A 21,468-nucleotide genomic window follows, 5' to 3' on the forward strand; every position below is an offset into this window, starting at 1 on the left:
AATCAGTTGTGACTGTAGTGACAGCCCTCCCATTTCATGTATATACATTTATAGGGAAACGTTTCGCACACTGAACACTTTCTTTCAAAGGGGCACGAAAGCCCCCACATCATGCAATCATCTGTTTCACAATGTTATCCTTAATGCGTTTAATACTCGTTGCTGATAAAGCCATATGTTGTCCTATCCAGCGTTGTGACTTGCCGTCTAGCATCCAGTTAAGGACTTGTACTTCTCTATCGCCAGCAACTCTTTCAATTAGATTTTGTACTTCTAAAAGTTTCTGTTCATACTCTGTAACTCTTTTAATATTTCTGGAGCGTCTAATAGCCTCCTGCATAATTGGATCACCTACACCGCCTGCTGCCTTTGGTAGTGTAGCCTCAATTCCATACTGTGCCGTTTTTGCCCCAATAACCATTTCTGACCGCATTTCTTTGATGGCGTTAACCATCCAGTGGTAGTCTGTAATCATTGAATCTAAAGCGTCTGGCGTAATCGTTAGTGTTCTTTCTTTTAACATAGGTTTGCCCTCCTAAGTTGTGATATAATAACTTATCTGACTAGCCTAGAAGGGCATAAACCAATTCGAGCTGTAGCGTGTGCAAACGCTGCGGCTTTTTCTATGTTATAATTTACATAAAATACATAACGAGGTAATTAAATGGACATATTTACAGATATATCAGGTAGTGGAAGTCTGTGGTTTTTTATACCAACAATGATCTTGCTACCAGTTGTAATGATTGGATGTGCCATAATTTATAAAATCCTATTGGGCAGTATTTTGCCAAAGAAGGTTTACAACTTTTTTCTTGGCCCAATTGCCCTACTTGGGTTCTTTATTTGGGCTATTCCAATGAACATGGGATTTTATGAGTTTTTTAGAGCGATATTATAATCGCTCTATTTTCATCTAATCCTCAAATTGTTCAATATCTAAATTAGTACTGTTTGTATTGATTCCAATCTTCCTGTAGCTATATCTACATATTCTTTCTCTTTTTCTATGCCAACAAAATTCCGATTTGTCATAGCAGCTGCAACTGCAGTAGTACCACTTCCGATACAGTTATCTAAAATCAAATCACCTTCGTTGGAATATGTTTTTATAAGATACTCAAACAACTCTATTGGTTTTTGAGTAGGATGATAGTGTTCGTAATCTCTAGGAAAATACAATACATCCACAGGGTACCGATCTGTTTGTCCTCCGCCATCAATTCCAATCTCTGTTTTTCCGTAGTTGCTCCCATCACTAGAATGTTTTTTGTAACGATTTACAGGTTTATGACCATACGTTTTTTGTGGATTGTAAGTAGGTAAGTTTTTATAAAAGACCAGAATGTTTTCGTGTACTTTTAAAGGCATCTTCTTAGCATTTAGGAATCCGGTACCGTTACTTTTCATCCAAACCCATTCATATCTCAACATCTCTAAGTTGCTTGCTCCTAAAACCTTATCGAAAGGTGTTTGAGCTGTTAACACGATTGCTCCATTGTCTTTTATAAGCCTCTTATATTCATTCCAAAGGTCTTTTAACGGAATAACTGAATCCCACTTATTTTGAGTGGTACCGTATGGTAAATCGCACAGAATCATATCGAAACACTTATCAGAAAATTTAGGCATAATCTGCAGACAATCACCATGAAGTATTTGATTAATCATCACGTCACCTCCTGCTGCACATTTTCTTTCAACTAACCACTTTCCTCTTACCTAACAACCCACCAGCTCTTGGCTCAATCCGTTCAGCCATTTCAAGGTCCATAGCAATCAAAGCCACGCTCACCTTACTTGTAATAAGCCTGTCAGCTATTTTATTGATTGGATATCCTTGATTCCAAAGCGCGATGAACGTTTCTATTTGGCGTTGTGTAAAATCAAATTTAACGATTTCATGGACCTCACCAGTGAATAAGATGTATCGATTCTCTACTTTTCTTGCCATTCAATCGTCACCTCTGCCCTTGGATTATCCGAATACCACTTACGAGCAATCAACTCCGTTACTTGGCTATCGTCATGCCATATAACCTTGCTTAAACCGTCTTTAATGCCCTTTGCCAGATTGTCGATGTCTGGTTTAGTTGTTGGTCGCAACTCACCATTTAACGCCTGCTGTAGCTTTTTCTTGCTATTGCTGATAGCTTTTGGCATCTTTCGGTAGACATCTATAGTTAACTTTATATCCTCTGTTACTAGTGTTTCTGGCGCTACTTGTGAAGCTACCAATCTCACGAATGATTTATAGTCTTTAGATTCTTTCGGATCGAATGTACCGTTTCTTGTTACTCGTGGTCGTTGCTGTGCTTGTACATCTCCTGGTATTTCAAATGTGAGTACGTTCATGTTTGTCCTCCTACACTAATTTTTCTGCAATTGCCTCGATAACGTTTGCAGTTACGCCGTTACCAGCCTGTTTGTATAATTGACTATCTGAGTTAACAGCCGCAGCCTTATCAAAAGCCCAATCAGGATAGCTTTGTAATCTCCAACATTCTCTAGGTGTTAATTTACGAATGCGGTTCCCATCATAAAACCCATGCCGATCCTGTGCTGTTAAAGTAAACATTGGTTCACCATCATTTTTGAACCTACGACCATTTTGTCTCTTTTCTGCTCGATCAGGTGTTAAGACCGGTTGCACAATCTTCAATCCTTCACCTTTATTTGTAGTTAAAGTAGGTGATAACCCATCACAACTGTAAACTTGTCCGTTCATACCGTTGCCACTAGGATTTACATTACCAACCTTGGATACAGTGTAATGACCTCGTCCTCCACCTTGACCTGTGTCTAAGGTTTCTGTAATACCAGTTGGATTAAATACTTGTGTATTTCTTCGATAGCCTTTTCTATGAGCTATTATATCGATAGAGTTAGCCTCGCTACTTGTTCCTCTGATAGGAAATACTTTTCGGGTACTTCTTCCTCTAAGATGTCCGATAATGAACACCCTCTCTCGGTTTTGTGGAACTCCAAAGTCTTTAGAGTTAAGCACTTGCCATTCCGCATCATACCCGAGTTCATCCAAGGTTCTGAGGATAACCTCGAACGTAATTCCCCCGTCATGATTGAGGAGTCCTTTGACGTTCTCAAGGAATAAATACTGTGGTCGGATGATATTGGCGAAACGAGCGATTTCAAAGAAAAGAGTTCCTCTAGTGTCATCGAATCCTTTTCGCTTCCCAGCAACTGAAAAAGCTTGGCATGGGAATCCTCCGCAGATAATATCGATTGGTCCTCTATCCCTAAGTCCTCGAATATCGTCATCTGTAACGCTAGTGATGTCATGAGCTGTCCACTCTCCTTTTGTATTGTGTATAGCCTCGTATGATTTACGAGCATATTTGTCTATCTCAACGAAACCAACGCATTCATGTCCTGCGGCTTCCATTCCAAAACGAAAGCCTCCAACACCTGCAAAAAGGTCTAAGAATTTCATTCTCTTCACATCCTTATTAGCACTCTTATAAGTCTGCTGATAAAACAACCTAATGTCGTTCTACCAGCAGCGTGTATTTAGTTAAATCAAGCTACCATCAATCAACAGCAATTCAGGTTGGTCGCTTTTTAATTGTTCCAAAATCTCTTTGAATGGAGGTTGTTTACCATCCTCGCCCTTCCCATAAGCAAATCTTGCTACTGCGTAGTAATCATTGACTTCTGTAAACTCTAAATCCCCTTCGTCCTCAGCGACATTTTCTACATACACCTTTTTAGCTTCTTCCTCAGAAGTTGCCATAATTAACGCGTAATACGGTTCACTGAATTCAAAAAACTTTGCATTATCCATTATTATTTCCTCCATTCAATCTTCTAGTTTAATAAGCTGTAATCTGTTATTTACTTCAATTTTCGAGCGTCTTTGATAAGCACCTGACATGTAAAATCGAATTGTATGAGGCTTAACCCCACGGTCTGCAGCTATCTCTTTAACCGTTCCTATAGCTACCATCTGATCACCTTTGTAAAGTGCGTATTCTTTCATGTGGCACCTCAATAACCAGCGTTTTGACGCTCATGATTGACCTTGTTCTTAACGTAGTAAGATTCTTCTACTTCATCCCATTTGAAGCCAAGCAACTTACCTAACAGATAAAATTCCTCAAAAAGCTCCTCCCAAGAGTCGGTATTCTCCCACTGATCCACTTCAAGGATTCTAGAAGTAATATCTAAAAATTTACGCGTAATATCTGATTCATCAGTTGTAATGTCATCCCAATATAAAGTTGGATTAATGACTAATTCCAACCCAATACTCAAAATGAAATGCAAGCAATCCACGTATTCTTCAAGGAGAGGATTACCAACGAGATTCGCACCTGAACCTTCGCAATCGTTACATGGTAACCATTCACCAGAACCATTACCGTGGTAACTGATTGAGCCTTTCGCATCGCAAGACTTGCAATCCTCATAGATAACCGTCCTCGGCTCCTGATCCTTACTCCACTTCTTAAACCCACGCCATTCGTTAGCACACTCACCTAGCTCAACCTGTAACGCTAGCAACTTCCAGTCAAGATTGTTCTGCCCTCTTAGTTCTGGATGCTCCTGCATGATGTGCTCGTCCAATACTGCTTGTGTTTCAAATAGTTTTGTTAAGTTCATTTTTACGCCCCTTCGCTAACCATTTTTTCTCTACTAAAATTTGATATGGATACTTTTCATGTTCATAAAACTTAACCGCGCTGATTGGCACATAAGCTGCCTTTTCTTGAAACTTAATTTGCTTTTGTAATTCCCTAAGTGTTCTGCCATACAATATTTTGCGTTTTTGTGTATTTGACATATAAATCACTCCTTAGAATGGAAGTCATCCTCATTAACTTCAATTGGTCCCTTACTATTAGCAAATGGATCTTCATCTGCTCTTGTATAACTTGGCTGATTGCTATTACCGCCATATTGCCCCTGTGAACTACCTTGATGCTGTCCACCTGTATTTATACTAGATTCGTGGTTTGATGTGTCCTGTGAGCCTCCTGCGCTGTTTCTCGGCTCTAAGAATTGGATGCTGTCAGCTACAACGTCAGTAGTAAACACACGCTTGCCATCTTGCCCTTCATAGCTGCCTGTTTGGATTCGCCCTTCCAAACCTATTAAATTACCTTTCTTCTGAAAGTTTGCTAGATTCTCAGCCTGCTTTCTCCAAGCCACACAATTAATGAAGTCTGCCTCACGTTCACCCTGTTGATTTTGGAATGTCCTGTTTACTGCAACTGTGAAGCGACATGAGGCAATGCCATTCGGACTAAAACGCACCTCAGGATCTTTTGTAAGTCGGCCAACTAATACGACTCGGTTAATCATGCTGTTTCCTCCAATAATTCTGGGTTTTCGTAAATGTTGCCGATGATTTCTAATTCTTCATCATTACCTAAACCTTCGTATAAATCGTGAACACAATTTTTCTCTTTGACCATCCACATACCACAACTGAAAGCGACTTTACCGACAATGATTTTATCCTCTGCGTGTCCCCCTGTTCTTAATGAATTAAAATCGTTATACTCAACAATATCTCCCTCGAAAATCTCCTTGCCGTTCTTGTCCTTTAAGCCTGTGTATTGCATTACTTCGAAACATTCTAAACCTAAAACTGTACTGAATTCTGTCCATTCGTCTGGATCTTCATAAACTCCACTTTGAACATTTGAATGCATATATTCAGAACTCTTATCCCACGCTCGAAACTTAATCTCTCTACTCATGCCGAAACCTCCTTGAAATACCGTTTATTGAATGTTGTATCGAAAGCTTTAAGGCTGTAGTTCTTATCCTCCATCAAGCTTGGGAAAATGAATGTTTTTATCCCTTTTGGATTCGAAATATATACTCCATAATCCACACCATTTAATGATCTGAATGGCGCTACACTAAAACCATTGGATATGGTAAATCCTTTATTAATCAACACATCTTTATAAGCTTGAGCTTTTTGGATGTTGTTCTTTTTTCTCTGACGTCGTTTCATGCAGCTTTCGCCTCTTTCATTTTTTCTATCACATAATCTAAGGCATCATCTTGAATATTGAAGTTTTTGAGCTTTCGTAATTCCTCAAGTTTTCGATAAAAGCCCATGGCATTTTCCGTATCCTTATGTTTCTTGTAAAGCCCAACGTGTATGATCATCTGATCAATTATGAATTGTTCATTCATGAGCTTCACCGCCTAGTGCCTTACGAGCAATTTCGTACGTAGTCGTTTCCCAACCTTCCATAATAGGCGCTTGGTCTTCCATAATTTCTTCTAGTGCTTTACGTAACCTCTCAACCTTTAAGCGCATTTTTCTGACTTCATCTTTTGATTCGCACATTACTAGAAAATCGTCTTTCCGTAGTTCATGTAAACTTTCAATGTATTCAACAAGTGCTGGCACATCTTCTCGAGCAAGAGAAATGAATTTTGCGTTATACGGAGCATTACCAAAACTGTTATCATGTATCTCGGCATGACCGTTGTCCTCACTGTTAAACCAAACATCTACCACATGATCACGGTCATCAGTATCGTAAGCAACTTTCCACGGTCCAGGTGTAGCCTTCGCCACACGTTCTTTAATGGCATTCAACTGTTCTTGTTTCATCACTCATTCACTCCCCACTAATTTGTTAAAAGCCTCACGGTTTCTAGTAGCCAAAGCGATGTCGATGGCATTAGCGATGTTAAACGCTTCAATTTCGCTCATAAGCTTGTCCATTTCTCTTTCAAGTTGCTCTCTGTGAAGTTCATTAGCTGCTTTTGCTACATCGTTTACAAGCTTCCAAAAGTCCATCCCTTCACCTTCCTAAATAGCCAATATCTTTGGCGTAGTTGATGATTTCTTGTTGAATTTCATCGCTGTGGCCCCAATGACTACAATACAAACCGCCATATCCATTGCTGCCATTACTCCACTTCCCTGTGCGAATAAACTCTGCGAAATCTAGTACTAGCGCTCGTAAAGTGCCACCATGCGAAAACCCTTTCCAATCACGGCCATTATCTAACACTGGTACTTCATGCTTTGTATAATTGTCTACAAAATAAAGGCGACCGTTTTTTAATTTCATATAAGCTACACTTTCAACGTTACTTTCATGAAGTGTACTGTTTGTATAAAAGTACCTATGTCCTCGTTCTGAAATGTACCGAATTAAGTTATTCACGGTGTTTAAACGGTGCTGTTTAGGTGTTACATCAAGCATCTTCAACACCTTACGTTCTACCTTTGCATCACGCACAAATTGCATTTCACTGTATTGTCGCGGATTTTGGTTGTCTGATTCATCATCTTGGCAACCTTCTCGATTTAATTGATGCTGAAAGCGATCTTCAGGACACCATTTCAATCCGCCCCACGATACCCAATGTTCTTCCGAAACTGTAACTCTTACTAAGTTCAATGATTTATCGTTCTTATTCAACCAAGCCCATTCATCGAATTGCATCTGCCATGGTTTATATGAATCTCCAAAAAGCATCGTAGTGTTTTCAAATTGCGCTTTAACTATCATCCCTTCACCCTCCACCAAGTGGCTGTTGCCCCTTATTATCCAAATAAAATACGTTCAAGCGATTCATTCTCTCGCTTAGCTTCTTCATCACGAATTGATTCTTCTGGCATGATCACCTCATAACACATCTTTTTTACACGGCTCTTTACACGACCATCTTTATATAAATTGTTAATGTCGTCCTGTGTAATATTCGAAGTGATCAAGGTAATGTTTTTAGATTCCATGCGATAATCAAGAATTTTTGTAAGAAGCTCCTCCATGAAATCCGTGTTATTCTCTACTGCAAAATCATCGATTATCAACACATCGACCTCTTTGAATATCCGAAGCACTTCTTCCTCTGATGTCTCAGTGTTCTTTTTAAATGTCTTACGTACCTGAAGTGAAATATCAGCAGCCTTTATAAACACCACGTTCACGTTATACATGTTGATTAATGCATTTGCGATACTTGAAGCAATACGAGTTTTACCTGAGCCTTTAACTTCACTGTAGAAGTAAAGACCTTTACCAGCTGCTTTCATTTGCTCGTAGTTAGCTACAAAGTTGGCAGCACTCTTTCTAGCTAACTTAGCAGCAGTTCGATCTTCTTCTTTCTGATAAATTTCCGTTCTAAAATCGTTTAACTTGGCACCCTTAAAAATGTCGGGTATTCCTGATAAATCTAGTTTTTTAGCAATCTCTTGCTCTTTTTGCTTTTGTTCATGGCATTCGCATTTCACCCACCACTCTGATTCTTTTTTTAAGTCAACCAAGATAGTGTTAATACGATTCATTTCCTGTTGGTTGTTCGCTTCATGAGCCACAGCGTATAGCTCTCTGTGCTTTCTAATATCTTCAGCAACCTTGTCTGGATGCATCTTTTTGTAATAGTCGATATACCAAAGGAATCCACTGCCATCACACTTCTTTTTAGGGCATGCATCACTCGGAATTGTTCTACACTCAATACCTCTAGAGCCCAGCGAGTTTTGCACGTCTTTTATTCTCTGCTCTAATCGCGGATTTTTTTTCATCATCTGTTGGAATACTTCGCTGATCGCTTCCAAGTTGCTGCGCCTCCTTTTTAGCTAATAGTTCGATAGATGTTACGCCTTCATGTTTCCAGTTGCGTAATGTTCCAGTAGCATATTTTTCTTTATTGGTAACTCGGCTATTTATAAGTGCTCGTTCAAATGCTTCGATAATAAGATCTGCATCCAGATAGGTTGCTAGGTAGTATTCGATATCTTCTCGTAACTTATCACTAGGAAACTTTTGCAGACGACTGACAAAGAACTCATATAGCTTTTGAGCATGCTTCGTGTCTGTAGTCAGTACTTGGTTATTATCAGTATTTGGTTTATTCAATACTTGGTTATTATCAGTACTTAGTAGTGTTCGATTTTCTACTTCTTGAAAACCTACTTCTTGCTTTTCTACTTCTTGAAAATCGGTAAGTAGAGAATTTATAGGTACTTCATGAACGATCGTTTCCCATTCTTTAATTCTTTGCCCTTCACGAATAGGTTTTCGTTCGATGTAACCACATTGTTTTAACTCATTGAAACCAGCTCTGAATGATGCCTTGCCATCTGTTGAGTGAGTCATTAGCTCGTCCATATAAAACACCCAATCATCTGGCATTGAAAGCATGTATGCCATTATGCCTTTAGCTTTCCAAGATAGCCGGTTATCGTTCAATGCCGTTCGATTCATCACTACATAGTTGCTATTCTTAGCCACTCGGATGATGCCCATTTGCCCTCGCCTCTCCTTATGTCGCAATATTCAAACTTTTAATCTGAAATCATTAACTTAAAATCGATGCCAAATCAGTTAAATAATTATGATAAAATAATCCAGCAAGGAGGTTTTTATACAGTTATGGAAATATTATTAGGAATTATCCCTATTTTCTTTTTATTACTTTTCTATCTTGTACCAGTAGTATTTATAGTCTGGTTCGTGCTTAAAATCATTAATATCCAAAAAGAACAAACTGAAATTCTATTAAGAATTGCTGATAAGTTAGAAAAGTAATGTAGTATGGAGAGCTTCTATAAAAAGCTCTCTAACTTTTCACAAACTGCAAAACTACCACTCACTTTGATAATTCGATAGTTTGGATACCTAGTCATGTAATCCAACACCAAGAGTCTGATTTCATCGTTATCCTTCGCCTGTTGGAATATCCAAGCAGGCAGAAGGACTTTGTGGGGTACTTTACTGTTCAATGATCAATTCCTCTTGAGTTGGTTCATCTTCAATAACTGAGTAATCCGTAACATCTATAACATCGCTCATATCCTCTGAAACCTCGGTTTTAATCGTTTCATCAGCCTCTACAACCTTCTGTAGCTCGATAGATTTAGGGGCATACTTCAATACTTCTTTCAGTACAGTTTTCTTAGCCATCGCGTCATAGTTTGTTTTCCAAGGACTTGTCCAACCTTTTTTTACAGCCTGAGAAAATTCATGAGCATGTTTATCGATTCGCTCTCTCGTCCAGTAAACAAAGTCATACCCACCATTTTTCAAGTGGTACACAGCATAGTAGCCTATAGGTTCACCATCTGGATTTGTTGAAGGTACATGCACTAAATCTTTGTGTAAGCCGTATGCAAATGAAAATTCATCTTCCTTATAAACTTCATGAGCATAGATAGCTTTATATTGGCCACTTCGAACAGCTAGGTCGATTAAACCCTTATAACCTAACTGGAACTGAACTTGCTTACCATAAGGGATTAAATAAGCTTGTCCTAGCCCTGTATTAGGTTCAACCCCTAATTGAGCTGATTGCATAAGTGCAGCTACAAAACTCATTTGATCACATTCTAGTAGCTTGGGTGTGGCACGTACTGCCGTTAAGGCGATTCGAGCAATACGATCTGCATCCATATGTTTTGGTAATGCACGTTGAATTTGAGGACCCATACGTTTTAATAACGTGTTCAATGATTGCTCTGGCGTGACATTTTGTTGTACTTGACCTTGTGATTTAGCTTTTAATTCATTTGTAGTTGCCATAATTATTTATCTCCTTCCACAGCAGTTATTTCTGTTTGTGTTTCAGATTCATAATTTTGATAATCTGTATGTTCACCTCTTTTAAACCGTAACCTTGCATCTCTTGCGTCAAATGCAGTTACAACAGCAGTTACAGTTGTTAGAACATTTTCCTTAATAACGAATTGTTTTATTTGTTTCATGATTAATTTGCCTCCAATTTTTTATAATTGAATCTTCTAGATGATGATGGTTTCTTGTATTTCTCGTAAATTTCAGGTGCTTCTGCTTTTAAACGCTTGCTATCTACACGATTAGAGACAATTGTTTTAAATGTCACTTTATGACGTGGTGTATGCCCTTCTGTAGCGTTTTCAAGCTTGAGTTTTAACTGATTCTCATACTCTTGCCTTTGCTTCTCTAATGCTTTAATTTCAACAGAAATAGAATCGATAGCATCCAGTAGTACATCATCATCTTTTGTGAGCATGATGGCTGTACCATCATCTTGTGGGTACATTTTTTTGATTAATTCATTCGTTGCATCCGAACCATCAATCGGTGGAGCTACATCTTTTAAAACGTGATTCTCCCAAAAGTCTTTCTCACGATCTATGAGGATTTGTATGAATTCCTCGTCACGCTCAATTTCTTTCCAAATGAATGTATTGCCCCCAACAAGAACAGCGATATAAGCCTTTTCAAAGCCTGTAACAGCTAGATAATGATGGACTTGGCATAAGTAACTTGCCGGTATTTCTTCACCTTCCCATTCACCCTTTAAATACTCATTAGCTGTTTTACATTCAAGTACAGCTCGCTCACCTACGACTACGCGATCTAGATTAGCCAACATAAAATCGTGTTCTGGATGAACCAACATTTTGTTCATACGTCTCACTTTTTTACCTGTACGTTCTGCAAATTCTTCAGCAACTAAATTTTCAAACTTATTTCCGAAATGAATAGCTTCATTTTCGATCTTCTCGTAAAACTGACCTGTCTTTTCTAAAAATAGTTGGTAAGCACTTTTATATGGATTAAACCCCATGATTGTCCCTGCATCTGACCCACCGATACCAGCGCGACGAGCATCTAACCACTCGTCACGACTCATATCAGCAGTCGTAATTTTTGCTAAAACCATGCAAATTACTTCCTTTCGTGATATGATGGTAAAAATGATTTGTTAAGCCACTATTCTGAGTAGTGGTTTATTTTTTTGTGTAAAATTTCGCATTATAGTTATCCTCTAAATACGTATGGATGTTGTCTAAATGAACGATATCTCCATTCGGAAACTCCATATAGTCGTCGTTATAAACGATTAAGCTACCGTAAAGATCACGAAATTCTGTCTCGATATACCTAAATGTAGGTACGCTATTTACGGATTCAATCGTTCCTAACACCATTGGATTTTCAACTTCCATAAGCTGTCGCATGTGCTCACCTTCTTTCTGACGGTATCCCATCAAGCAACTTACAACGGCAAAGCATAACCGTAGGGAGACGGTGCTGTAAGCTGCTTGACGAGAGCGAGATAATTCTCGCAATCATCTGATTTTGTGATATAATTGGTTTGTATAGGGTGTACGCTGTTTAATCTTTCGCAGAGATTAAGCAGCTTTTTTATTGCCAACATGTAATGATAATTGGCACTCCGATAATAAGCATCGTAAGAACAGCAATGATACAAAACTTTCTGTGTGATTCTGGTACATCATCCTCTGGTAAGTAAAAATAGTTATCAAGCCATTTCCACAACCTTATCCACCACCTCTGCTAGTACTCCATTCTTATTAAGTTGTTCAACAGTTGTCCAAAAACGTTTGCGTTCATGTAGTTGCTCTAGTTGTTTCAACGAATTATGTAGGTCTCGCTCTAGTTGTTTTGCTATGTTGATACGACCTGCTTTTACGTGTAGTTTAATTACATCTGTTAGATCATCAATACAAGCTATTTCTCTTTTTATCTGCTGATTTAGTTTTTCTAAAGCATCCAACTTATAAACCCTCCTACTATTGTTGGAACAGTTTGTGATATATGTGTAAGAGCATTTGCTATTTCCATTCCAAACATCATTGCTGTTCCAGCAAACTCAGATTCAGTAATTTTTAACCATTTAGCAAAAGTGAAAATATCTATTGTCTTTCTACCACTTTCTAATTTACTGACAGTTGATTGTGTACTATTTAATTTATCCGCCATTTCCTCCTGAGTAATATTTGCATTGACGCGGAATTTTTTTAACATCTTTCCTGCTTTCACGAAATCTGTAACCATTTTTCTGCCCCTTTATTCCAATTTAGAATATATTCCATAGTGGAATACTAATTTCTTCCAAGTTAACTTAATATAGTGATAAGAGGTAGTTGCCCCTACCTCTTAGATTTCTACTAGATTGGTAGTTTGATTGAGGCCATTTGCCCTGGCCTCTCCTATTAAATAGCTTTATTAAATTGCATTGCCTTGGGTGCATTTGCCCGCACCCAATCAGTATTTGCATAAATCCATTCAAACAATAACTCTGTAGGTACTCTTGGATGACCAAATTCTCTGTTTACTGGGAAATCTCTACGATTGAACAATTCGGCACATTTTGTTTCACCAATATCTACTAATTCCATAAATTGTTTTCTTGTTAATAGAGGCTTTAATGCATATTTTGTTTGCCCATCAGCTACACCACGTAAATATGCTTTTTCTATTACAAGTGATAATTTTTTTTCAAATAAATCAAATTCAGCAGATTCAATATTTTGAATTTGTTCTTTGATGGTCATTAAGCACCCAACCCTTCTACTTTAATTTGATGCTTAATAGCCATTTCTTTTACAATCGCTAAGTAGATTTCAGTTAATCTTGCATCTTCTGCAATAACATCAAGCTTAGTTACTTTATCTAACTTTGATTTAGAAATCCCATTCAAAGCCATTTCTTTTCTACGGTTACTTAAGCGAGTATCAAGTTTACAACGACCACGTTCTTCTAGAATTTGATAACTTTCATTACGGACATTTCGATATGCTTCGAATCCACCGCGTGAAAGAGCTATCTTATTAATAAGATTCGTAACCTTTTTTCGCCATTCGGTTGGATTTAGGGCAATTATTTCTGCGATATTGTCCTGTTTAGTTTCTAATTGAAGTTGTTTTTCTTCCACTGCGTTTAGACGGCGTTCTTGTTCAACACCTTGTTGCGCCATCATGGCGATTAATTCAGCAGTAGTTGGTTGAGGCATAGTGAAATTCACCTTCTGCTGCTCTTCCATTTCGTTGAAACGTTCGATGTATTGAACAGCAAATTTTGTACCTTTTTCTCCAGTCATTCGAGTACCATATAATTCGCAACCTTTTTTAGTTAGTAAAAAGCAAGGTTGTTCACGATTGAAGTTATCTTTATAGGTAGATTCGATAAAATAGTTGTTCTCATTTTTGTGGTCATTACCTAAAGTCTCATTTGAGGTCTGCGCAGATTTGCGCTCACTCCCTAAATGGTCAATTATAGTGCGGATATCTCGCATTACGTCTTTGTGTTGACGACCAACCATTTCTGCAACTTCTGTACTTGGGATGTTTCTTTGTAATTGATTCATAATAGAACCTCCTGTTTTTTTAATATTTTCCAATCTGTTAAGCTATTAGTAGATTGGAGGTGAATTGGATGAATAACTATGAGAAATTTCTGTTAAATTTAGGTCTTGAAAATTTACGAAAGAGCGGCAACTCTTACTCGGAGATTCAACCTAAAAATTCAGATGAATTTAAGAACCTTTGGGATGCAACTAATTATTTATTCGAAAATGGGTATCTAATACCTCACTCAGAAAATATCGTTTCAAACACGGTCAATATAGAGCCTAACGAAACTGAATTTCGATTTGAGTTGACGGAAAAGGGATTGTCAGAAGCTAAGGCTTTATAATTTCAAAACCAAATGTAACAACGATTTCGTTTGAATGTTTTTCAAGCATGACCTTATGGCGAATGTGTTTTTTAAATTCTTCTAAGGTCATGTTTTGAAATTCTTCATAGAGCGAATCTGAGAACTTGTCCATTACATTGTCAAGACTCTGATTTTTCTCCCATGCACCTGCTGCTACTAATAAACCGTCAATGTCTATAACTTTCACATCTACACCCTCCTTTTTGAGTTATATACAGAAATAATGCATGATAAATATATTATTTAAGCAATCCTATTAGAATCGCGATTCGCGATTTCACTATCAAAAAAAATTTCATCTAATGTAACCCCGAAAACTTCTCTTATTTTCGGTAGATATTTAGTTGGTAGAACGCGATGACCATTTTCAATTTGACAATAGTAATTTGCTGAAATGCCAATTGATTTCGCGACAAATTTTTGTTGTATACCTCTTTTTTTACGTAGTTGTTTAAGGTTGTTTTGTACAATTGGTTTTTCTTTCATGGTTAGCACCACCTTTCATTTCGCGAATCGCGATTTGATTAATTACACTTTAACATCGCAAAATGAGATTGTCAAACTTTTTTATCACATTTTGCGAATATTTATATAAAAAATCGAGAATTGCGATATTATCTATAAAAAAGATTACATAGAAAGGTTGTTTTTTATGGGGGAAGAAATTTTACCTAGGCGCTTGAGAACAATGCGAGAAGAACATGGTTATCTCCAGAAATTTGTTGCTGATAAATTAGGTATTAAAAGTAATACTTTGTCTGGATATGAAAATGGAACAAGGACACCTGACCCAACTATGTTATCTAACATAGCAGATTTGTATAACGTTTCGACAGATTATCTTTTAGGAAGAACAAATATTAAAAACCAAGGAGAACTGGCAGCACACAGGTCTGACAATTTTTTAGAAGATTTACCAGAAGAAGCTGTCAAAGAACTTGAAAATTTTAAAGAATTCATAAGAACTAAGTATAGAAACAAAGAATAAAGTGGGGAATGATTAATGCCAATTGTTGATACATATAAATTATGCGATATCGCTTTAGGTGAGGGTATAGTAATTGAGCATTGGGATTTCCCTAATCCTTTGGATGCTGTTTATTTCTTTGAACCAGGTCTCCCCCCTACTATTGGTATTGCAAATAGAATTAGATATGATTCTCCTTTGTTTAGATGTATTTTAGCAGAAGAACTAGGTCATCATTTTACAACTGTAGGAAATAATATCGCTAATTCCCGAATGCATTATCATGAACGACTGAGTGTTGGCAAAGTGGAGTATAAGGCCATGAAGTGGGCGGCTGAAACTCTAATTCCTATAGAATACTTAAGAGTGGCAATTTTACAAGAAAATCACTGGACTAAATGGATACTTGCTGAATATTTTGATGTTACGATTGAAATGATTGATTTCAGATTACAATTAGCAGATGCGGAAGAATTGGTTATCTACACGAAATATAGAAGATACGGTTAATAACAATTAAATACTTATTACCTAACCACTTTTTAATGAGGTTTTTTTTATAACCTAAAATAGAACATATATTCTTATTATAATACTGAATATGGGAGGAATAGAAATGTTTTGTGAAGAAATAAAATTAAAATCTGGTCAAAAACGTTGGGTCTGTGTTGCAGATGGTCCACCTGACCCGGCTACTGGTAAGCGAAATCAAATATCACGTAGAGGTAAATCCAAAAAAGAGGCAATGAATCGAGTTAATGAAGCTATCTACTCATTACAAAAAGATGGTATAGATCAACGCGTTGGTCAAAATATGACTTTTGATAAGCTTGCATCAGAATGGATTGAAACTTATGAATTAACTGGTGTTAAGAGAGGCACTGTTAGAATTAGAGAAAAAGAAATAAAAATTTTAAATAAGCACATTGCTAAAATGCCAATCATAGATATTACTCATTCAAAATATCAAAAGTTATTAAATAAAATATCTCAAGAATACGCACGTAACACGGTTTCGGGTGTGCATGTATGTGCCAGCATGATTTTTAAATACGGTGTCAAAGATAGATTGATTAAAGATAATCCGGCTACTGGTGCCATTGTGCCGAAAAAACGCCGAACAGTTGAAGAAATAGAGACAGAAACAATCGAAGAAGGTTATTTAACTAATGAAGAAGTGGAATCTTTTTTATATGCTGTTACTAATCACGGATTGGACTTAGACATCGAACGTTTTTATTTATTAGCGTTTACTGGTATGAGATCTGGAGAATTATGTGCCTTGAAATGGTCTGATATCGATTTTCGCAACAATACAATTCGTATTACAAAAACTCTTTACAATGAAGATAACAACATGAGGAAGTACGAATTAACTCCACCGAAAACCGATGGTTCTATACGGACTATTGAAGTAGAGAAAAGCATAATGGATTTATTAAAATCACATCGTAAACGGCAAATGAAAGTTACTTCTAGGTATCGACAGGAAGAATTGAATGAATATCATGATGGAAACTTTGTATTTTGTCGTATTAACGGGTATCCATATATCCAAAAAACAATTATTAATCGAATGGCAAGGTTACTAGAACATACAAACATTAAAAAAAACGCAACTCCTCATATTTTCCGTCACACTCATATTAGTATGTTAACCGAGGCTGGTGTAGATTTGAATACAATTATGGAGCGAGTGGGACATGATGACATGCAAACAACTTTAAAGATTTATACACATGTTACTAACAAAATGAAAAAGGATGCTTCCGAGAAAATGACTAGCACTTTCGGAAACATCCTCCATAACATCAATTCTAATCTTTTTTAGAAAAAATGTTTGTTTTTCGTTAGTTTTTCGCTTTAAGTGATGTTTTTAACCTCTTGAACCATTGATATATCAATGTTTTAGCGAGATTAATTACATCATTCCTGGCATGCCGCCCATACCACTCATATCTGGCAGACCTGCGCCAGCTGGTTCAGGAATATCTGCAACTACTGCTTCTGTTGTTAAGAATAGAGCAGCTACTGACGCAGCATTTTGTAATGCTGAACGAGTTACTTTTGCTGGGTCTACTACACCTGCTTCCATCATGTTTACCCATTCGCCTGTTGCTGCATTGAAACCAATGCCAATTTCTTCACGTTTCAAGCGATCCACGATGATAGAGCCTTCAAGACCAGCGTTGTTAGCGATTTGACGAACTGGCTCTTCTAAAGCACGAAGAACAATTTTCACTCCTGTTGCTACATCGCCTTCTTCAGATTCAGACACTTTTTCCACTGCTGCATACACGTTAAGAAGTGCAGTACCACCACCTGATACGATACCTTCTTCAACAGCTGCACGTGTTGAGTTTAAAGCATCTTCAATACGAAGTTTACGCTCTTTAAGCTCTGTTTCTGTTGCAGCCCCTACTTTGATAACTGCTACACCACCCGCTAATTTCGCAAGGCGTTCTTGTAGTTTTTCTTTATCGAATTCTGAAGTTGTTTCAGCAAGTTGTGCTCGGATTTGGCCAATACGTGCTTCGATTGCATCTGCACCGCCTACACCTTCAACAATTGTAGTATTGTCTTTTGTCACAACTACTTTTGCAGCACGACCTAGCGAAGAAATATCAGCTGATTTTAGGTCTAAACCTAATTCCTCTGTAATTACTTGACCACCAGTTAAGATAGCGATATCTTCAAGCATTGCTTTACGACGATCACCAAAACCTGGTGCTTTTACTGCTACAGCGTTGAATGTACCACGAAGCTTGTTCACGACAAGTGTTGCAAGTGCTTCTCCTTCAACGTCTTCAGCAATAATTAAAAGTGGACGACCTTGTTGTACCACTTGTTCTAATAATGGTAATACTTCTTGGATGTTTGTAATTTTTTTATCAGTAATTAAGATATATGGGTTATCCAGAACTGCTTCCATTTTATCTGTATCTGTTACCATATAGTGTGATGCATAGCCACGGTCAAACTGCATACCTTCTACTACATCAAGCTCTGTTGTGAAGCCTTTAGATTCTTCAATTGTAATAACACCATCATTACCTACACGTTCCATCGCTTCAGCAATAAGCTGTCCAACTTCATCATCAGCTGCCGAAATAGCAGCAACTTGTGCGATTTCATCCTTATTGCTTACAGGACGCGAAATCGTGTGTAATTCAGTTAATGCCGCAGCAACAGCTTTATCAATCCCTTTACGGATACCTACAGGGTTTGCACCAGCTGTCACGTTTTTCAAGCCCTCACGAATAATTGCTTGTGCAAGAACTGTTGCAGTAGTAGTACCATCACCAGCGATTTCGTTTGTCTTAGAAGCAACCTCAGCTACTAATTTTGCTCCCATGTTTTCGTATGGATTTTCCAGCTCGATTTCTTTTGCAATTGTCACACCATCATTTGTAATAAGTGGTGAACCGAATTTTTTTTCTAACACTACATTACGTCCTTTTGGACCTAATGTTATTTTTACTGCATTCGCTAATTTATCTACACCTTGTAACATTAATGAACGAGCGTCTTCTGAGAATTTAATATCTTTTGCCATGAGAATTTACCCTCCTGAAATGGAATATTCGTTAAGCTTCTTCAATATATTTATATCAATTTCATCTTATTGTCACTTTTCGTTCAAGAAACAATAAGCATTCACCTTCATTGAAGGTGCATTAAAAATTATCCAATAATTGCGAGAATATCGCTTTCACGTAAAATTAGGTATTCATTACCTTCATATTTAACTTCTGTACCAGCGTACTTAGAGAAAATAATGTGGTCGTCAACTTTAACGTCAAGCTCTACACGTTGTCCGTTCTCTAAAACACGACCTGTCCCAACTGCTACAACTTTACCTTCTTGTGGTTTTTCTTTTGCAGAGTCAGGTAGTACAATACCGAATGCAGATTTTTCCTCTACCTCGATTAGTTCAATTACAATACGATCTCCTAGTGGTCTTAACAAGTGAAACAACCTCCTAATAATAATAATTGTTGAATTTATTAGCACTCTATATCATCGAGTGCTAACACAATTATTATGATAATCAATCACACTTTTTTTTGCAAGTCAGAACTTCGAAAAATTTTGTTTTCTTTCCATATTCATCTACAATAGAAAGGAAGCCTATGAATGGAAAGGATTTTGACTGTGACTAATTCTCCAAAAGTAACAAAACATAAAAAAACCGCTCTATATGTTTTACTGATTTATATCCTAATGCAAATCTCAAGTAGATGGTTGCTCTTACCGTTTCACAAGCTCGTTATGAAGATGACCGACCTAACTTCTGAGCAAGCAGCGCCTATAACTCAAGGCTGGTATATTGCGCTTAGCTTTGCAATTGCGCTCATTTTAAGTTTAATCTTAACATCTCGTGATAAAACCTTTTGGAACGTTTATCAAGGAAAAAAAGAAACGATACCGCTCACAATTATTTGGGGTATTCTTGGCTTCATCCTTGTATTTTTTGGTCAAATGATTGGAGCAGCTATTGAAATGGCCGTTTTTGGTATCGAAGGAGGTTCCCAAAATACCGCAGATATTGTCGCTATAGCTAAAGGAGCTCCTATTGCCATATTAGCGATTGTTGTATTCGGTCCCATTTTAGAAGAGTTCGTCTTCCGTAGAGTTATATTTGGATCACTTGTCCAAACAACAAACTTCTGGGTGGCGGCAATAGTAAGTGCTATATTCTTTGCGATTATACACTTCGACTTCTCTCATATTTTACTTTATACAATTTGTGGTTTAATCTTTGCCTTTTTATATCACAAAACAAAACGTATTTGGACTTCTATTATTGCACACGTCATGTTGAATGGATTTGTGACACTTGTACAATTCTATGCAGAACCATTGCAAAAGTTTCTTCAAGAACTAGAAAAAATGCAATAATTTTTTTAAAAGCTATATAAAGTTGCCAAAAATACAAAAGCTCGGTGCCTTCATGAGGCCACCGAGCTTTAACTATTACTGATTATTCAATTCTTCTATTTGTCGTCGTTGCTGTTCCAATGCCTCTTCAATCTGGCGCTTTTGTTCAGCTTCCTGCTCTTCTTTTAATCGAATTTCCTCTGATTTTAGATATTTTCTATAACCAACCCGAGATATCATAATACTAATTTCATACAGGATAAACAGTGGTACTGATACCATTAAGTGAGACGCCAATTCAGGCGGCGCAATGAGAGCAGCACATACAAATAAACCAAAATATGAATATTTACGAATACGAATTAATAGATCTGGACTTAATATTCCAATCCGTGAAAAGAATAATACTACAATAGGTAATTGGAATAGAAAACCGAATGGTATTGTGAGTTTAAATAAAAATGTAAAATACTCATGTATACCAATTGTTTGCTGAATATCTAAATCATTTGATAAATTCATCATGAATTTGATGACATACGGGAATAGTAAAAAGTATGAAAATGATAACCCTGCGATAAACAATAAAAAAGAATATGGTATATAGCTTAAGGTTGCTCTTCGCTCTACTTCCCTTAACCCTGGACTAATAAACGACCACAATTGATACATTAAAACTGGCGATGAAAGAATAAATGCAATTAAAAAAACAACTTGAATATAAATGGCTAGTGGTGTTACTACGTCAAATGCATGGAGCTCGATATTATATTTTGCTCCTGTAGTTTGAAGATATTTAACAAGTGGCTTTGCGACAAAAAAGGCGCCAGCCATAGCGAGAACAAAGAAAACGGCAACAATGAACAGCCGTTTTCTTAATTCTTCTATATGCTCAATGACAGTTAGATCTTTTGGATTCATTCCTCAAACATCCTAACTTACTTATCTAGTTCTTTCTTTTTCTTGTCATCATCATCTTCGTCGGCTAAACCTTTAGTAGCATTTTTGAATTCACGTAGTGTTGAACCAAATGCTTTACCAAGCTCTGGTAACTTTTTAGGACCAAAAATTAGTAACGCGACAATTCCGATAATAATGAGGCTCATAGGACCAATACCACCCATTACAGCCACCTCCTCTTTATATCCATCATTTTAACGCATATTTCGC

The 21,468-nt window shown here is 37.2% G+C and carries 39 protein-coding genes; 6 read left to right on the forward strand and 33 right to left on the reverse strand.

Translation table 11 applies throughout. The annotated features are described in order from the left end of the window. Window positions 1–109: 109 nt before the first annotated feature. Window positions 110–523: a LuxR C-terminal-related transcriptional regulator gene (locus ACP3VS_RS21785; RefSeq protein WP_426389947.1), complete on the reverse strand. Its 414-nt coding sequence runs from the start codon at window positions 521–523 to the stop codon at window positions 110–112. Window positions 524–664: 141 nt separating this feature from the next. On the opposite strand from ACP3VS_RS21785, the gene ACP3VS_RS21790 reads away from it, so the two are divergent. Continuing rightward, entirely contained in the window at window positions 665–901 is a 237-nt protein-coding gene (locus tag ACP3VS_RS21790; protein ID WP_426389949.1) for a hypothetical protein, read from the forward strand. 38 nt (window positions 902–939) lie between these two features. On the opposite strand, the gene ACP3VS_RS21795 is transcribed toward ACP3VS_RS21790, so the two are convergent. From ACP3VS_RS21795 to ACP3VS_RS21920, 26 genes are all read right to left on the reverse strand, one after another. Beyond that, a complete protein-coding gene (locus ACP3VS_RS21795) occupies window positions 940–1,671 on the reverse strand; it encodes a DNA-methyltransferase (protein WP_426389950.1) in 732 nt (243 codons plus the stop codon). A 28-nt stretch (window positions 1,672–1,699) separates the two neighbouring features. Then, entirely contained in the window at window positions 1,700–1,954 is a 255-nt protein-coding gene (locus ACP3VS_RS21800) for a hypothetical protein (RefSeq protein WP_426389952.1), read from the reverse strand. Further along, window positions 1,939–2,355: a RusA family crossover junction endodeoxyribonuclease gene (locus ACP3VS_RS21805; protein WP_426389953.1), complete on the reverse strand. Its 417-nt coding sequence runs from the start codon at window positions 2,353–2,355 to the stop codon at window positions 1,939–1,941. The genes ACP3VS_RS21800 and ACP3VS_RS21805 overlap by 16 nt, the downstream gene beginning before the upstream one ends. A gap of 10 nt (window positions 2,356–2,365) precedes the next feature. Continuing rightward, the gene (locus ACP3VS_RS21810) at window positions 2,366–3,451 is read right to left on the reverse strand and encodes a DNA cytosine methyltransferase (RefSeq protein WP_426389955.1); all 1,086 of its coding nucleotides are present in this window, start codon (window positions 3,449–3,451) and stop codon (window positions 2,366–2,368) included. A gap of 81 nt (window positions 3,452–3,532) precedes the next feature. Continuing rightward, the gene (locus ACP3VS_RS21815) at window positions 3,533–3,802 is read right to left on the reverse strand and encodes a hypothetical protein (protein ID WP_426389957.1); all 270 of its coding nucleotides are present in this window, start codon (window positions 3,800–3,802) and stop codon (window positions 3,533–3,535) included. Window positions 3,803–3,817: 15 nt separating this feature from the next. After that, entirely contained in the window at window positions 3,818–3,997 is a 180-nt protein-coding gene (locus ACP3VS_RS21820) for a hypothetical protein (RefSeq protein ID WP_426389959.1), read from the reverse strand. A gap of 8 nt (window positions 3,998–4,005) precedes the next feature. Continuing rightward, a complete protein-coding gene (locus ACP3VS_RS21825) occupies window positions 4,006–4,620 on the reverse strand; it encodes a dUTP diphosphatase (RefSeq protein ID WP_426389961.1) in 615 nt (204 codons plus the stop codon). Further along, a complete protein-coding gene (locus ACP3VS_RS21830; protein ID WP_426389962.1) occupies window positions 4,598–4,801 on the reverse strand; it encodes a hypothetical protein in 204 nt (67 codons plus the stop codon). Before ACP3VS_RS21830 ends, ACP3VS_RS21825 begins: the two co-directional genes overlap by 23 nt. Window positions 4,802–4,806: 5 nt before the next feature. Beyond that, window positions 4,807–5,322, reverse strand: a complete 516-nt coding sequence (gene ssb, locus ACP3VS_RS21835) for a single-stranded DNA-binding protein (RefSeq protein ID WP_426389964.1) — start codon at window positions 5,320–5,322, stop codon at window positions 4,807–4,809. Further along, on the reverse strand, window positions 5,319–5,723 hold the full coding sequence (locus tag ACP3VS_RS21840) for a YopX family protein (protein WP_426389966.1): 405 nt from the start codon (window positions 5,721–5,723) through the stop codon (window positions 5,319–5,321). The genes ssb and ACP3VS_RS21840 overlap by 4 nt, the downstream gene beginning before the upstream one ends. After that, window positions 5,720–5,986 carry a hypothetical protein gene (locus tag ACP3VS_RS21845; RefSeq protein ID WP_426389968.1) on the reverse strand — a complete coding sequence of 89 codons (267 nt, stop codon included), beginning with the start codon at window positions 5,984–5,986 and terminating at the stop codon, window positions 5,720–5,722. The genes ACP3VS_RS21840 and ACP3VS_RS21845 overlap by 4 nt, the downstream gene beginning before the upstream one ends. After that, window positions 5,983–6,171, reverse strand: a complete 189-nt coding sequence (locus ACP3VS_RS21850; RefSeq protein WP_426389970.1) for a hypothetical protein — start codon at window positions 6,169–6,171, stop codon at window positions 5,983–5,985. The genes ACP3VS_RS21845 and ACP3VS_RS21850 overlap by 4 nt, the downstream gene beginning before the upstream one ends. Beyond that, entirely contained in the window at window positions 6,164–6,598 is a 435-nt protein-coding gene (locus ACP3VS_RS21855; protein WP_426389972.1) for a hypothetical protein, read from the reverse strand. Before ACP3VS_RS21855 ends, ACP3VS_RS21850 begins: the two co-directional genes overlap by 8 nt. 3 nt (window positions 6,599–6,601) lie before the next feature. Further along, window positions 6,602–6,787 carry a hypothetical protein gene (locus tag ACP3VS_RS21860; protein ID WP_426389973.1) on the reverse strand — a complete coding sequence of 62 codons (186 nt, stop codon included), beginning with the start codon at window positions 6,785–6,787 and terminating at the stop codon, window positions 6,602–6,604. A 4-nt stretch (window positions 6,788–6,791) separates the two neighbouring features. Continuing rightward, window positions 6,792–7,508 carry a hypothetical protein gene (locus ACP3VS_RS21865; protein WP_426389975.1) on the reverse strand — a complete coding sequence of 239 codons (717 nt, stop codon included), beginning with the start codon at window positions 7,506–7,508 and terminating at the stop codon, window positions 6,792–6,794. 35 nt (window positions 7,509–7,543) lie between these two features. Next, the gene (locus ACP3VS_RS21870) at window positions 7,544–8,560 is read right to left on the reverse strand and encodes a DnaA ATPase domain-containing protein (RefSeq protein ID WP_426389976.1); all 1,017 of its coding nucleotides are present in this window, start codon (window positions 8,558–8,560) and stop codon (window positions 7,544–7,546) included. Further along, window positions 8,466–9,251, reverse strand: coding sequence for a DnaD domain protein (locus ACP3VS_RS21875; protein ID WP_426389978.1), 786 nt, complete (start codon window positions 9,249–9,251; stop codon window positions 8,466–8,468). Before ACP3VS_RS21875 ends, ACP3VS_RS21870 begins: the two co-directional genes overlap by 95 nt. 465 nt (window positions 9,252–9,716) lie before the next feature. Beyond that, window positions 9,717–10,523, reverse strand: coding sequence for a recombination protein RecT (gene recT, locus ACP3VS_RS21880; protein WP_426389980.1), 807 nt, complete (start codon window positions 10,521–10,523; stop codon window positions 9,717–9,719). A 2-nt stretch (window positions 10,524–10,525) separates the two neighbouring features. Next, entirely contained in the window at window positions 10,526–10,705 is a 180-nt protein-coding gene (locus ACP3VS_RS21885; RefSeq protein ID WP_426389981.1) for a hypothetical protein, read from the reverse strand. A gap of 2 nt (window positions 10,706–10,707) precedes the next feature. Next, window positions 10,708–11,649 carry a YqaJ viral recombinase family protein gene (locus ACP3VS_RS21890; RefSeq protein WP_426389983.1) on the reverse strand — a complete coding sequence of 314 codons (942 nt, stop codon included), beginning with the start codon at window positions 11,647–11,649 and terminating at the stop codon, window positions 10,708–10,710. Window positions 11,650–11,716: 67 nt separating this feature from the next. Further along, a complete protein-coding gene (locus tag ACP3VS_RS21895) occupies window positions 11,717–11,947 on the reverse strand; it encodes a YqaI family protein (RefSeq protein WP_281115705.1) in 231 nt (76 codons plus the stop codon). A 187-nt stretch (window positions 11,948–12,134) separates the two neighbouring features. Further along, the gene (locus ACP3VS_RS21900) at window positions 12,135–12,269 is read right to left on the reverse strand and encodes a hypothetical protein (protein ID WP_426389984.1); all 135 of its coding nucleotides are present in this window, start codon (window positions 12,267–12,269) and stop codon (window positions 12,135–12,137) included. Continuing rightward, entirely contained in the window at window positions 12,253–12,507 is a 255-nt protein-coding gene (locus tag ACP3VS_RS21905; protein WP_426389985.1) for a hypothetical protein, read from the reverse strand. The genes ACP3VS_RS21900 and ACP3VS_RS21905 overlap by 17 nt, the downstream gene beginning before the upstream one ends. Next, window positions 12,495–12,788 (reverse strand): helix-turn-helix domain-containing protein, encoded by a 294-nt coding sequence (locus ACP3VS_RS21910; protein WP_426389987.1) that lies wholly within the window; start codon window positions 12,786–12,788, stop codon window positions 12,495–12,497. The genes ACP3VS_RS21905 and ACP3VS_RS21910 overlap by 13 nt, the downstream gene beginning before the upstream one ends. Window positions 12,789–12,946: 158 nt before the next feature. After that, window positions 12,947–13,288, reverse strand: a complete 342-nt coding sequence (locus ACP3VS_RS21915) for a DNA-binding protein (RefSeq protein ID WP_426389989.1) — start codon at window positions 13,286–13,288, stop codon at window positions 12,947–12,949. Further along, complete coding sequence (locus tag ACP3VS_RS21920) at window positions 13,288–14,100, reverse strand: Rha family transcriptional regulator (protein WP_426389991.1); 813 nt, start codon at window positions 14,098–14,100, stop codon at window positions 13,288–13,290. Before ACP3VS_RS21920 ends, ACP3VS_RS21915 begins: the two co-directional genes overlap by 1 nt. Window positions 14,101–14,168: 68 nt before the next feature. Here ACP3VS_RS21920 and ACP3VS_RS21925 point away from each other — a divergent pair, with 68 nt between their 5' ends. Beyond that, a complete protein-coding gene (locus ACP3VS_RS21925; protein ID WP_426389992.1) occupies window positions 14,169–14,429 on the forward strand; it encodes a hypothetical protein in 261 nt (86 codons plus the stop codon). Here ACP3VS_RS21925 and ACP3VS_RS21930 read toward each other — a convergent pair. Next, window positions 14,416–14,637, reverse strand: a complete 222-nt coding sequence (locus ACP3VS_RS21930; protein WP_426389994.1) for a hypothetical protein — start codon at window positions 14,635–14,637, stop codon at window positions 14,416–14,418. The genes ACP3VS_RS21925 and ACP3VS_RS21930 overlap by 14 nt on opposite strands. A gap of 56 nt (window positions 14,638–14,693) precedes the next feature. After that, window positions 14,694–14,936 (reverse strand): helix-turn-helix domain-containing protein, encoded by a 243-nt coding sequence (locus ACP3VS_RS21935; protein ID WP_426389996.1) that lies wholly within the window; start codon window positions 14,934–14,936, stop codon window positions 14,694–14,696. Between the two features lie 166 nt (window positions 14,937–15,102). Between ACP3VS_RS21935 and ACP3VS_RS21940 the strand changes: the two genes are divergently transcribed. The 3 genes from ACP3VS_RS21940 (at window position 15,103) to ACP3VS_RS21950 (ending at window position 17,248) form a co-directional block, all read left to right on the forward strand. Beyond that, on the forward strand, window positions 15,103–15,438 hold the full coding sequence (locus ACP3VS_RS21940) for a helix-turn-helix domain-containing protein (RefSeq protein WP_426389998.1): 336 nt from the start codon (window positions 15,103–15,105) through the stop codon (window positions 15,436–15,438). Window positions 15,439–15,453: 15 nt separating this feature from the next. Then, the gene (locus ACP3VS_RS21945; RefSeq protein ID WP_426389999.1) at window positions 15,454–15,927 is read left to right on the forward strand and encodes an ImmA/IrrE family metallo-endopeptidase; all 474 of its coding nucleotides are present in this window, start codon (window positions 15,454–15,456) and stop codon (window positions 15,925–15,927) included. Window positions 15,928–16,033: 106 nt separating this feature from the next. Then, window positions 16,034–17,248, forward strand: a complete 1,215-nt coding sequence (locus ACP3VS_RS21950) for a tyrosine-type recombinase/integrase (protein WP_426390001.1) — start codon at window positions 16,034–16,036, stop codon at window positions 17,246–17,248. A 90-nt stretch (window positions 17,249–17,338) separates the two neighbouring features. Here the strand turns inward: ACP3VS_RS21950 and groL are convergent, their stop codons facing one another. Together groL and groES are read right to left on the reverse strand one after the other, a co-directional pair. After that, window positions 17,339–18,973, reverse strand: coding sequence for a chaperonin GroEL (groL, locus tag ACP3VS_RS21955; protein WP_426390003.1), 1,635 nt, complete (start codon window positions 18,971–18,973; stop codon window positions 17,339–17,341). Window positions 18,974–19,101: 128 nt separating this feature from the next. Continuing rightward, window positions 19,102–19,386 carry a co-chaperone GroES gene (gene groES, locus ACP3VS_RS21960; RefSeq protein WP_024363933.1) on the reverse strand — a complete coding sequence of 95 codons (285 nt, stop codon included), beginning with the start codon at window positions 19,384–19,386 and terminating at the stop codon, window positions 19,102–19,104. 168 nt (window positions 19,387–19,554) lie between these two features. Between groES and ACP3VS_RS21965 the strand changes: the two genes are divergently transcribed. Further along, on the forward strand, window positions 19,555–20,319 hold the full coding sequence (locus tag ACP3VS_RS21965) for a CPBP family intramembrane glutamic endopeptidase (protein WP_031416324.1): 765 nt from the start codon (window positions 19,555–19,557) through the stop codon (window positions 20,317–20,319). Window positions 20,320–20,394: 75 nt separating this feature from the next. Here ACP3VS_RS21965 and tatC read toward each other — a convergent pair whose 3' ends face one another. Both tatC and ACP3VS_RS21975 read right to left on the reverse strand, forming a co-directional pair. Beyond that, window positions 20,395–21,219 carry a twin-arginine translocase subunit TatC gene (tatC, locus tag ACP3VS_RS21970; protein WP_012291937.1) on the reverse strand — a complete coding sequence of 275 codons (825 nt, stop codon included), beginning with the start codon at window positions 21,217–21,219 and terminating at the stop codon, window positions 20,395–20,397. Window positions 21,220–21,236: 17 nt separating this feature from the next. Beyond that, on the reverse strand, window positions 21,237–21,422 hold the full coding sequence (locus ACP3VS_RS21975; protein WP_010857065.1) for a twin-arginine translocase TatA/TatE family subunit: 186 nt from the start codon (window positions 21,420–21,422) through the stop codon (window positions 21,237–21,239). Window positions 21,423–21,468: the final 46 nt, after the last annotated feature.

This window comes from Lysinibacillus sp. VIII_CA, assembly GCF_049943995.1.
Classification (GTDB): domain Bacteria; phylum Bacillota; class Bacilli; order Bacillales_A; family Planococcaceae; genus Lysinibacillus; species Lysinibacillus pinottii.

Bases quoted from the DNA above. Each gene is read 5' to 3' on its own strand.
- ACP3VS_RS21895 (WP_281115705.1), bottom strand. From the start codon at position 11,947: ATGCGACAGCTTATGGAAGTTGAAAATCCAATGGTGTTAGGAACGATT.
- ACP3VS_RS21950 (WP_426390001.1), top strand. From the start codon at position 16,034: ATGTTTTGTGAAGAAATAAAATTAAAATCTGGTCAAAAACGTTGGGTC.
- ACP3VS_RS21975 (WP_010857065.1), bottom strand. From the start codon at position 21,422: ATGGGTGGTATTGGTCCTATGAGCCTCATTATTATCGGAATTGTCGCG.
- ACP3VS_RS21920 (WP_426389991.1), bottom strand. From the start codon at position 14,100: ATGAATCAATTACAAAGAAACATCCCAAGTACAGAAGTTGCAGAAATG.
- ACP3VS_RS21800 (WP_426389952.1), bottom strand. From the start codon at position 1,954: ATGGCAAGAAAAGTAGAGAATCGATACATCTTATTCACTGGTGAGGTC.
- ACP3VS_RS21910 (WP_426389987.1), bottom strand. From the start codon at position 12,788: ATGGTTACAGATTTCGTGAAAGCAGGAAAGATGTTAAAAAAATTCCGC.
- ACP3VS_RS21855 (WP_426389972.1), bottom strand. From the start codon at position 6,598: ATGAAACAAGAACAGTTGAATGCCATTAAAGAACGTGTGGCGAAGGCT.
- ACP3VS_RS21890 (WP_426389983.1), bottom strand. From the start codon at position 11,649: ATGGTTTTAGCAAAAATTACGACTGCTGATATGAGTCGTGACGAGTGG.
- tatC (WP_012291937.1), bottom strand. From the start codon at position 21,219: ATGAATCCAAAAGATCTAACTGTCATTGAGCATATAGAAGAATTAAGA.
- ACP3VS_RS21795 (WP_426389950.1), bottom strand. From the start codon at position 1,671: ATGATTAATCAAATACTTCATGGTGATTGTCTGCAGATTATGCCTAAA.
- ACP3VS_RS21825 (WP_426389961.1), bottom strand. From the start codon at position 4,620: ATGAACTTAACAAAACTATTTGAAACACAAGCAGTATTGGACGAGCAC.
- ACP3VS_RS21865 (WP_426389975.1), bottom strand. From the start codon at position 7,508: ATGATAGTTAAAGCGCAATTTGAAAACACTACGATGCTTTTTGGAGAT.
- ACP3VS_RS21815 (WP_426389957.1), bottom strand. From the start codon at position 3,802: ATGGATAATGCAAAGTTTTTTGAATTCAGTGAACCGTATTACGCGTTA.
- ACP3VS_RS21935 (WP_426389996.1), bottom strand. From the start codon at position 14,936: ATGAAAGAAAAACCAATTGTACAAAACAACCTTAAACAACTACGTAAA.
- ACP3VS_RS21860 (WP_426389973.1), bottom strand. From the start codon at position 6,787: ATGGACTTTTGGAAGCTTGTAAACGATGTAGCAAAAGCAGCTAATGAA.
- ACP3VS_RS21805 (WP_426389953.1), bottom strand. From the start codon at position 2,355: ATGAACGTACTCACATTTGAAATACCAGGAGATGTACAAGCACAGCAA.
- ACP3VS_RS21790 (WP_426389949.1), top strand. From the start codon at position 665: ATGGACATATTTACAGATATATCAGGTAGTGGAAGTCTGTGGTTTTTT.
- ACP3VS_RS21845 (WP_426389968.1), bottom strand. From the start codon at position 5,986: ATGAAACGACGTCAGAGAAAAAAGAACAACATCCAAAAAGCTCAAGCT.
- ACP3VS_RS21940 (WP_426389998.1), top strand. From the start codon at position 15,103: ATGGGGGAAGAAATTTTACCTAGGCGCTTGAGAACAATGCGAGAAGAA.
- ACP3VS_RS21885 (WP_426389981.1), bottom strand. From the start codon at position 10,705: ATGAAACAAATAAAACAATTCGTTATTAAGGAAAATGTTCTAACAACT.
- ACP3VS_RS21830 (WP_426389962.1), bottom strand. From the start codon at position 4,801: ATGTCAAATACACAAAAACGCAAAATATTGTATGGCAGAACACTTAGG.
- ACP3VS_RS21785 (WP_426389947.1), bottom strand. From the start codon at position 523: ATGTTAAAAGAAAGAACACTAACGATTACGCCAGACGCTTTAGATTCA.
- recT (WP_426389980.1), bottom strand. From the start codon at position 10,523: ATGGCAACTACAAATGAATTAAAAGCTAAATCACAAGGTCAAGTACAA.
- ssb (WP_426389964.1), bottom strand. From the start codon at position 5,322: ATGATTAACCGAGTCGTATTAGTTGGCCGACTTACAAAAGATCCTGAG.
- ACP3VS_RS21965 (WP_031416324.1), top strand. From the start codon at position 19,555: ATGGAAAGGATTTTGACTGTGACTAATTCTCCAAAAGTAACAAAACAT.
- groL (WP_426390003.1), bottom strand. From the start codon at position 18,973: ATGGCAAAAGATATTAAATTCTCAGAAGACGCTCGTTCATTAATGTTA.
- ACP3VS_RS21840 (WP_426389966.1), bottom strand. From the start codon at position 5,723: ATGAGTAGAGAGATTAAGTTTCGAGCGTGGGATAAGAGTTCTGAATAT.
- ACP3VS_RS21945 (WP_426389999.1), top strand. From the start codon at position 15,454: ATGCCAATTGTTGATACATATAAATTATGCGATATCGCTTTAGGTGAG.
- ACP3VS_RS21820 (WP_426389959.1), bottom strand. From the start codon at position 3,997: ATGAAAGAATACGCACTTTACAAAGGTGATCAGATGGTAGCTATAGGA.
- ACP3VS_RS21915 (WP_426389989.1), bottom strand. From the start codon at position 13,288: ATGACCATCAAAGAACAAATTCAAAATATTGAATCTGCTGAATTTGAT.
- ACP3VS_RS21850 (WP_426389970.1), bottom strand. From the start codon at position 6,171: ATGAATGAACAATTCATAATTGATCAGATGATCATACACGTTGGGCTT.
- ACP3VS_RS21875 (WP_426389978.1), bottom strand. From the start codon at position 9,251: ATGGGCATCATCCGAGTGGCTAAGAATAGCAACTATGTAGTGATGAAT.
- ACP3VS_RS21925 (WP_426389992.1), top strand. From the start codon at position 14,169: ATGAATAACTATGAGAAATTTCTGTTAAATTTAGGTCTTGAAAATTTA.
- ACP3VS_RS21810 (WP_426389955.1), bottom strand. From the start codon at position 3,451: ATGAAATTCTTAGACCTTTTTGCAGGTGTTGGAGGCTTTCGTTTTGGA.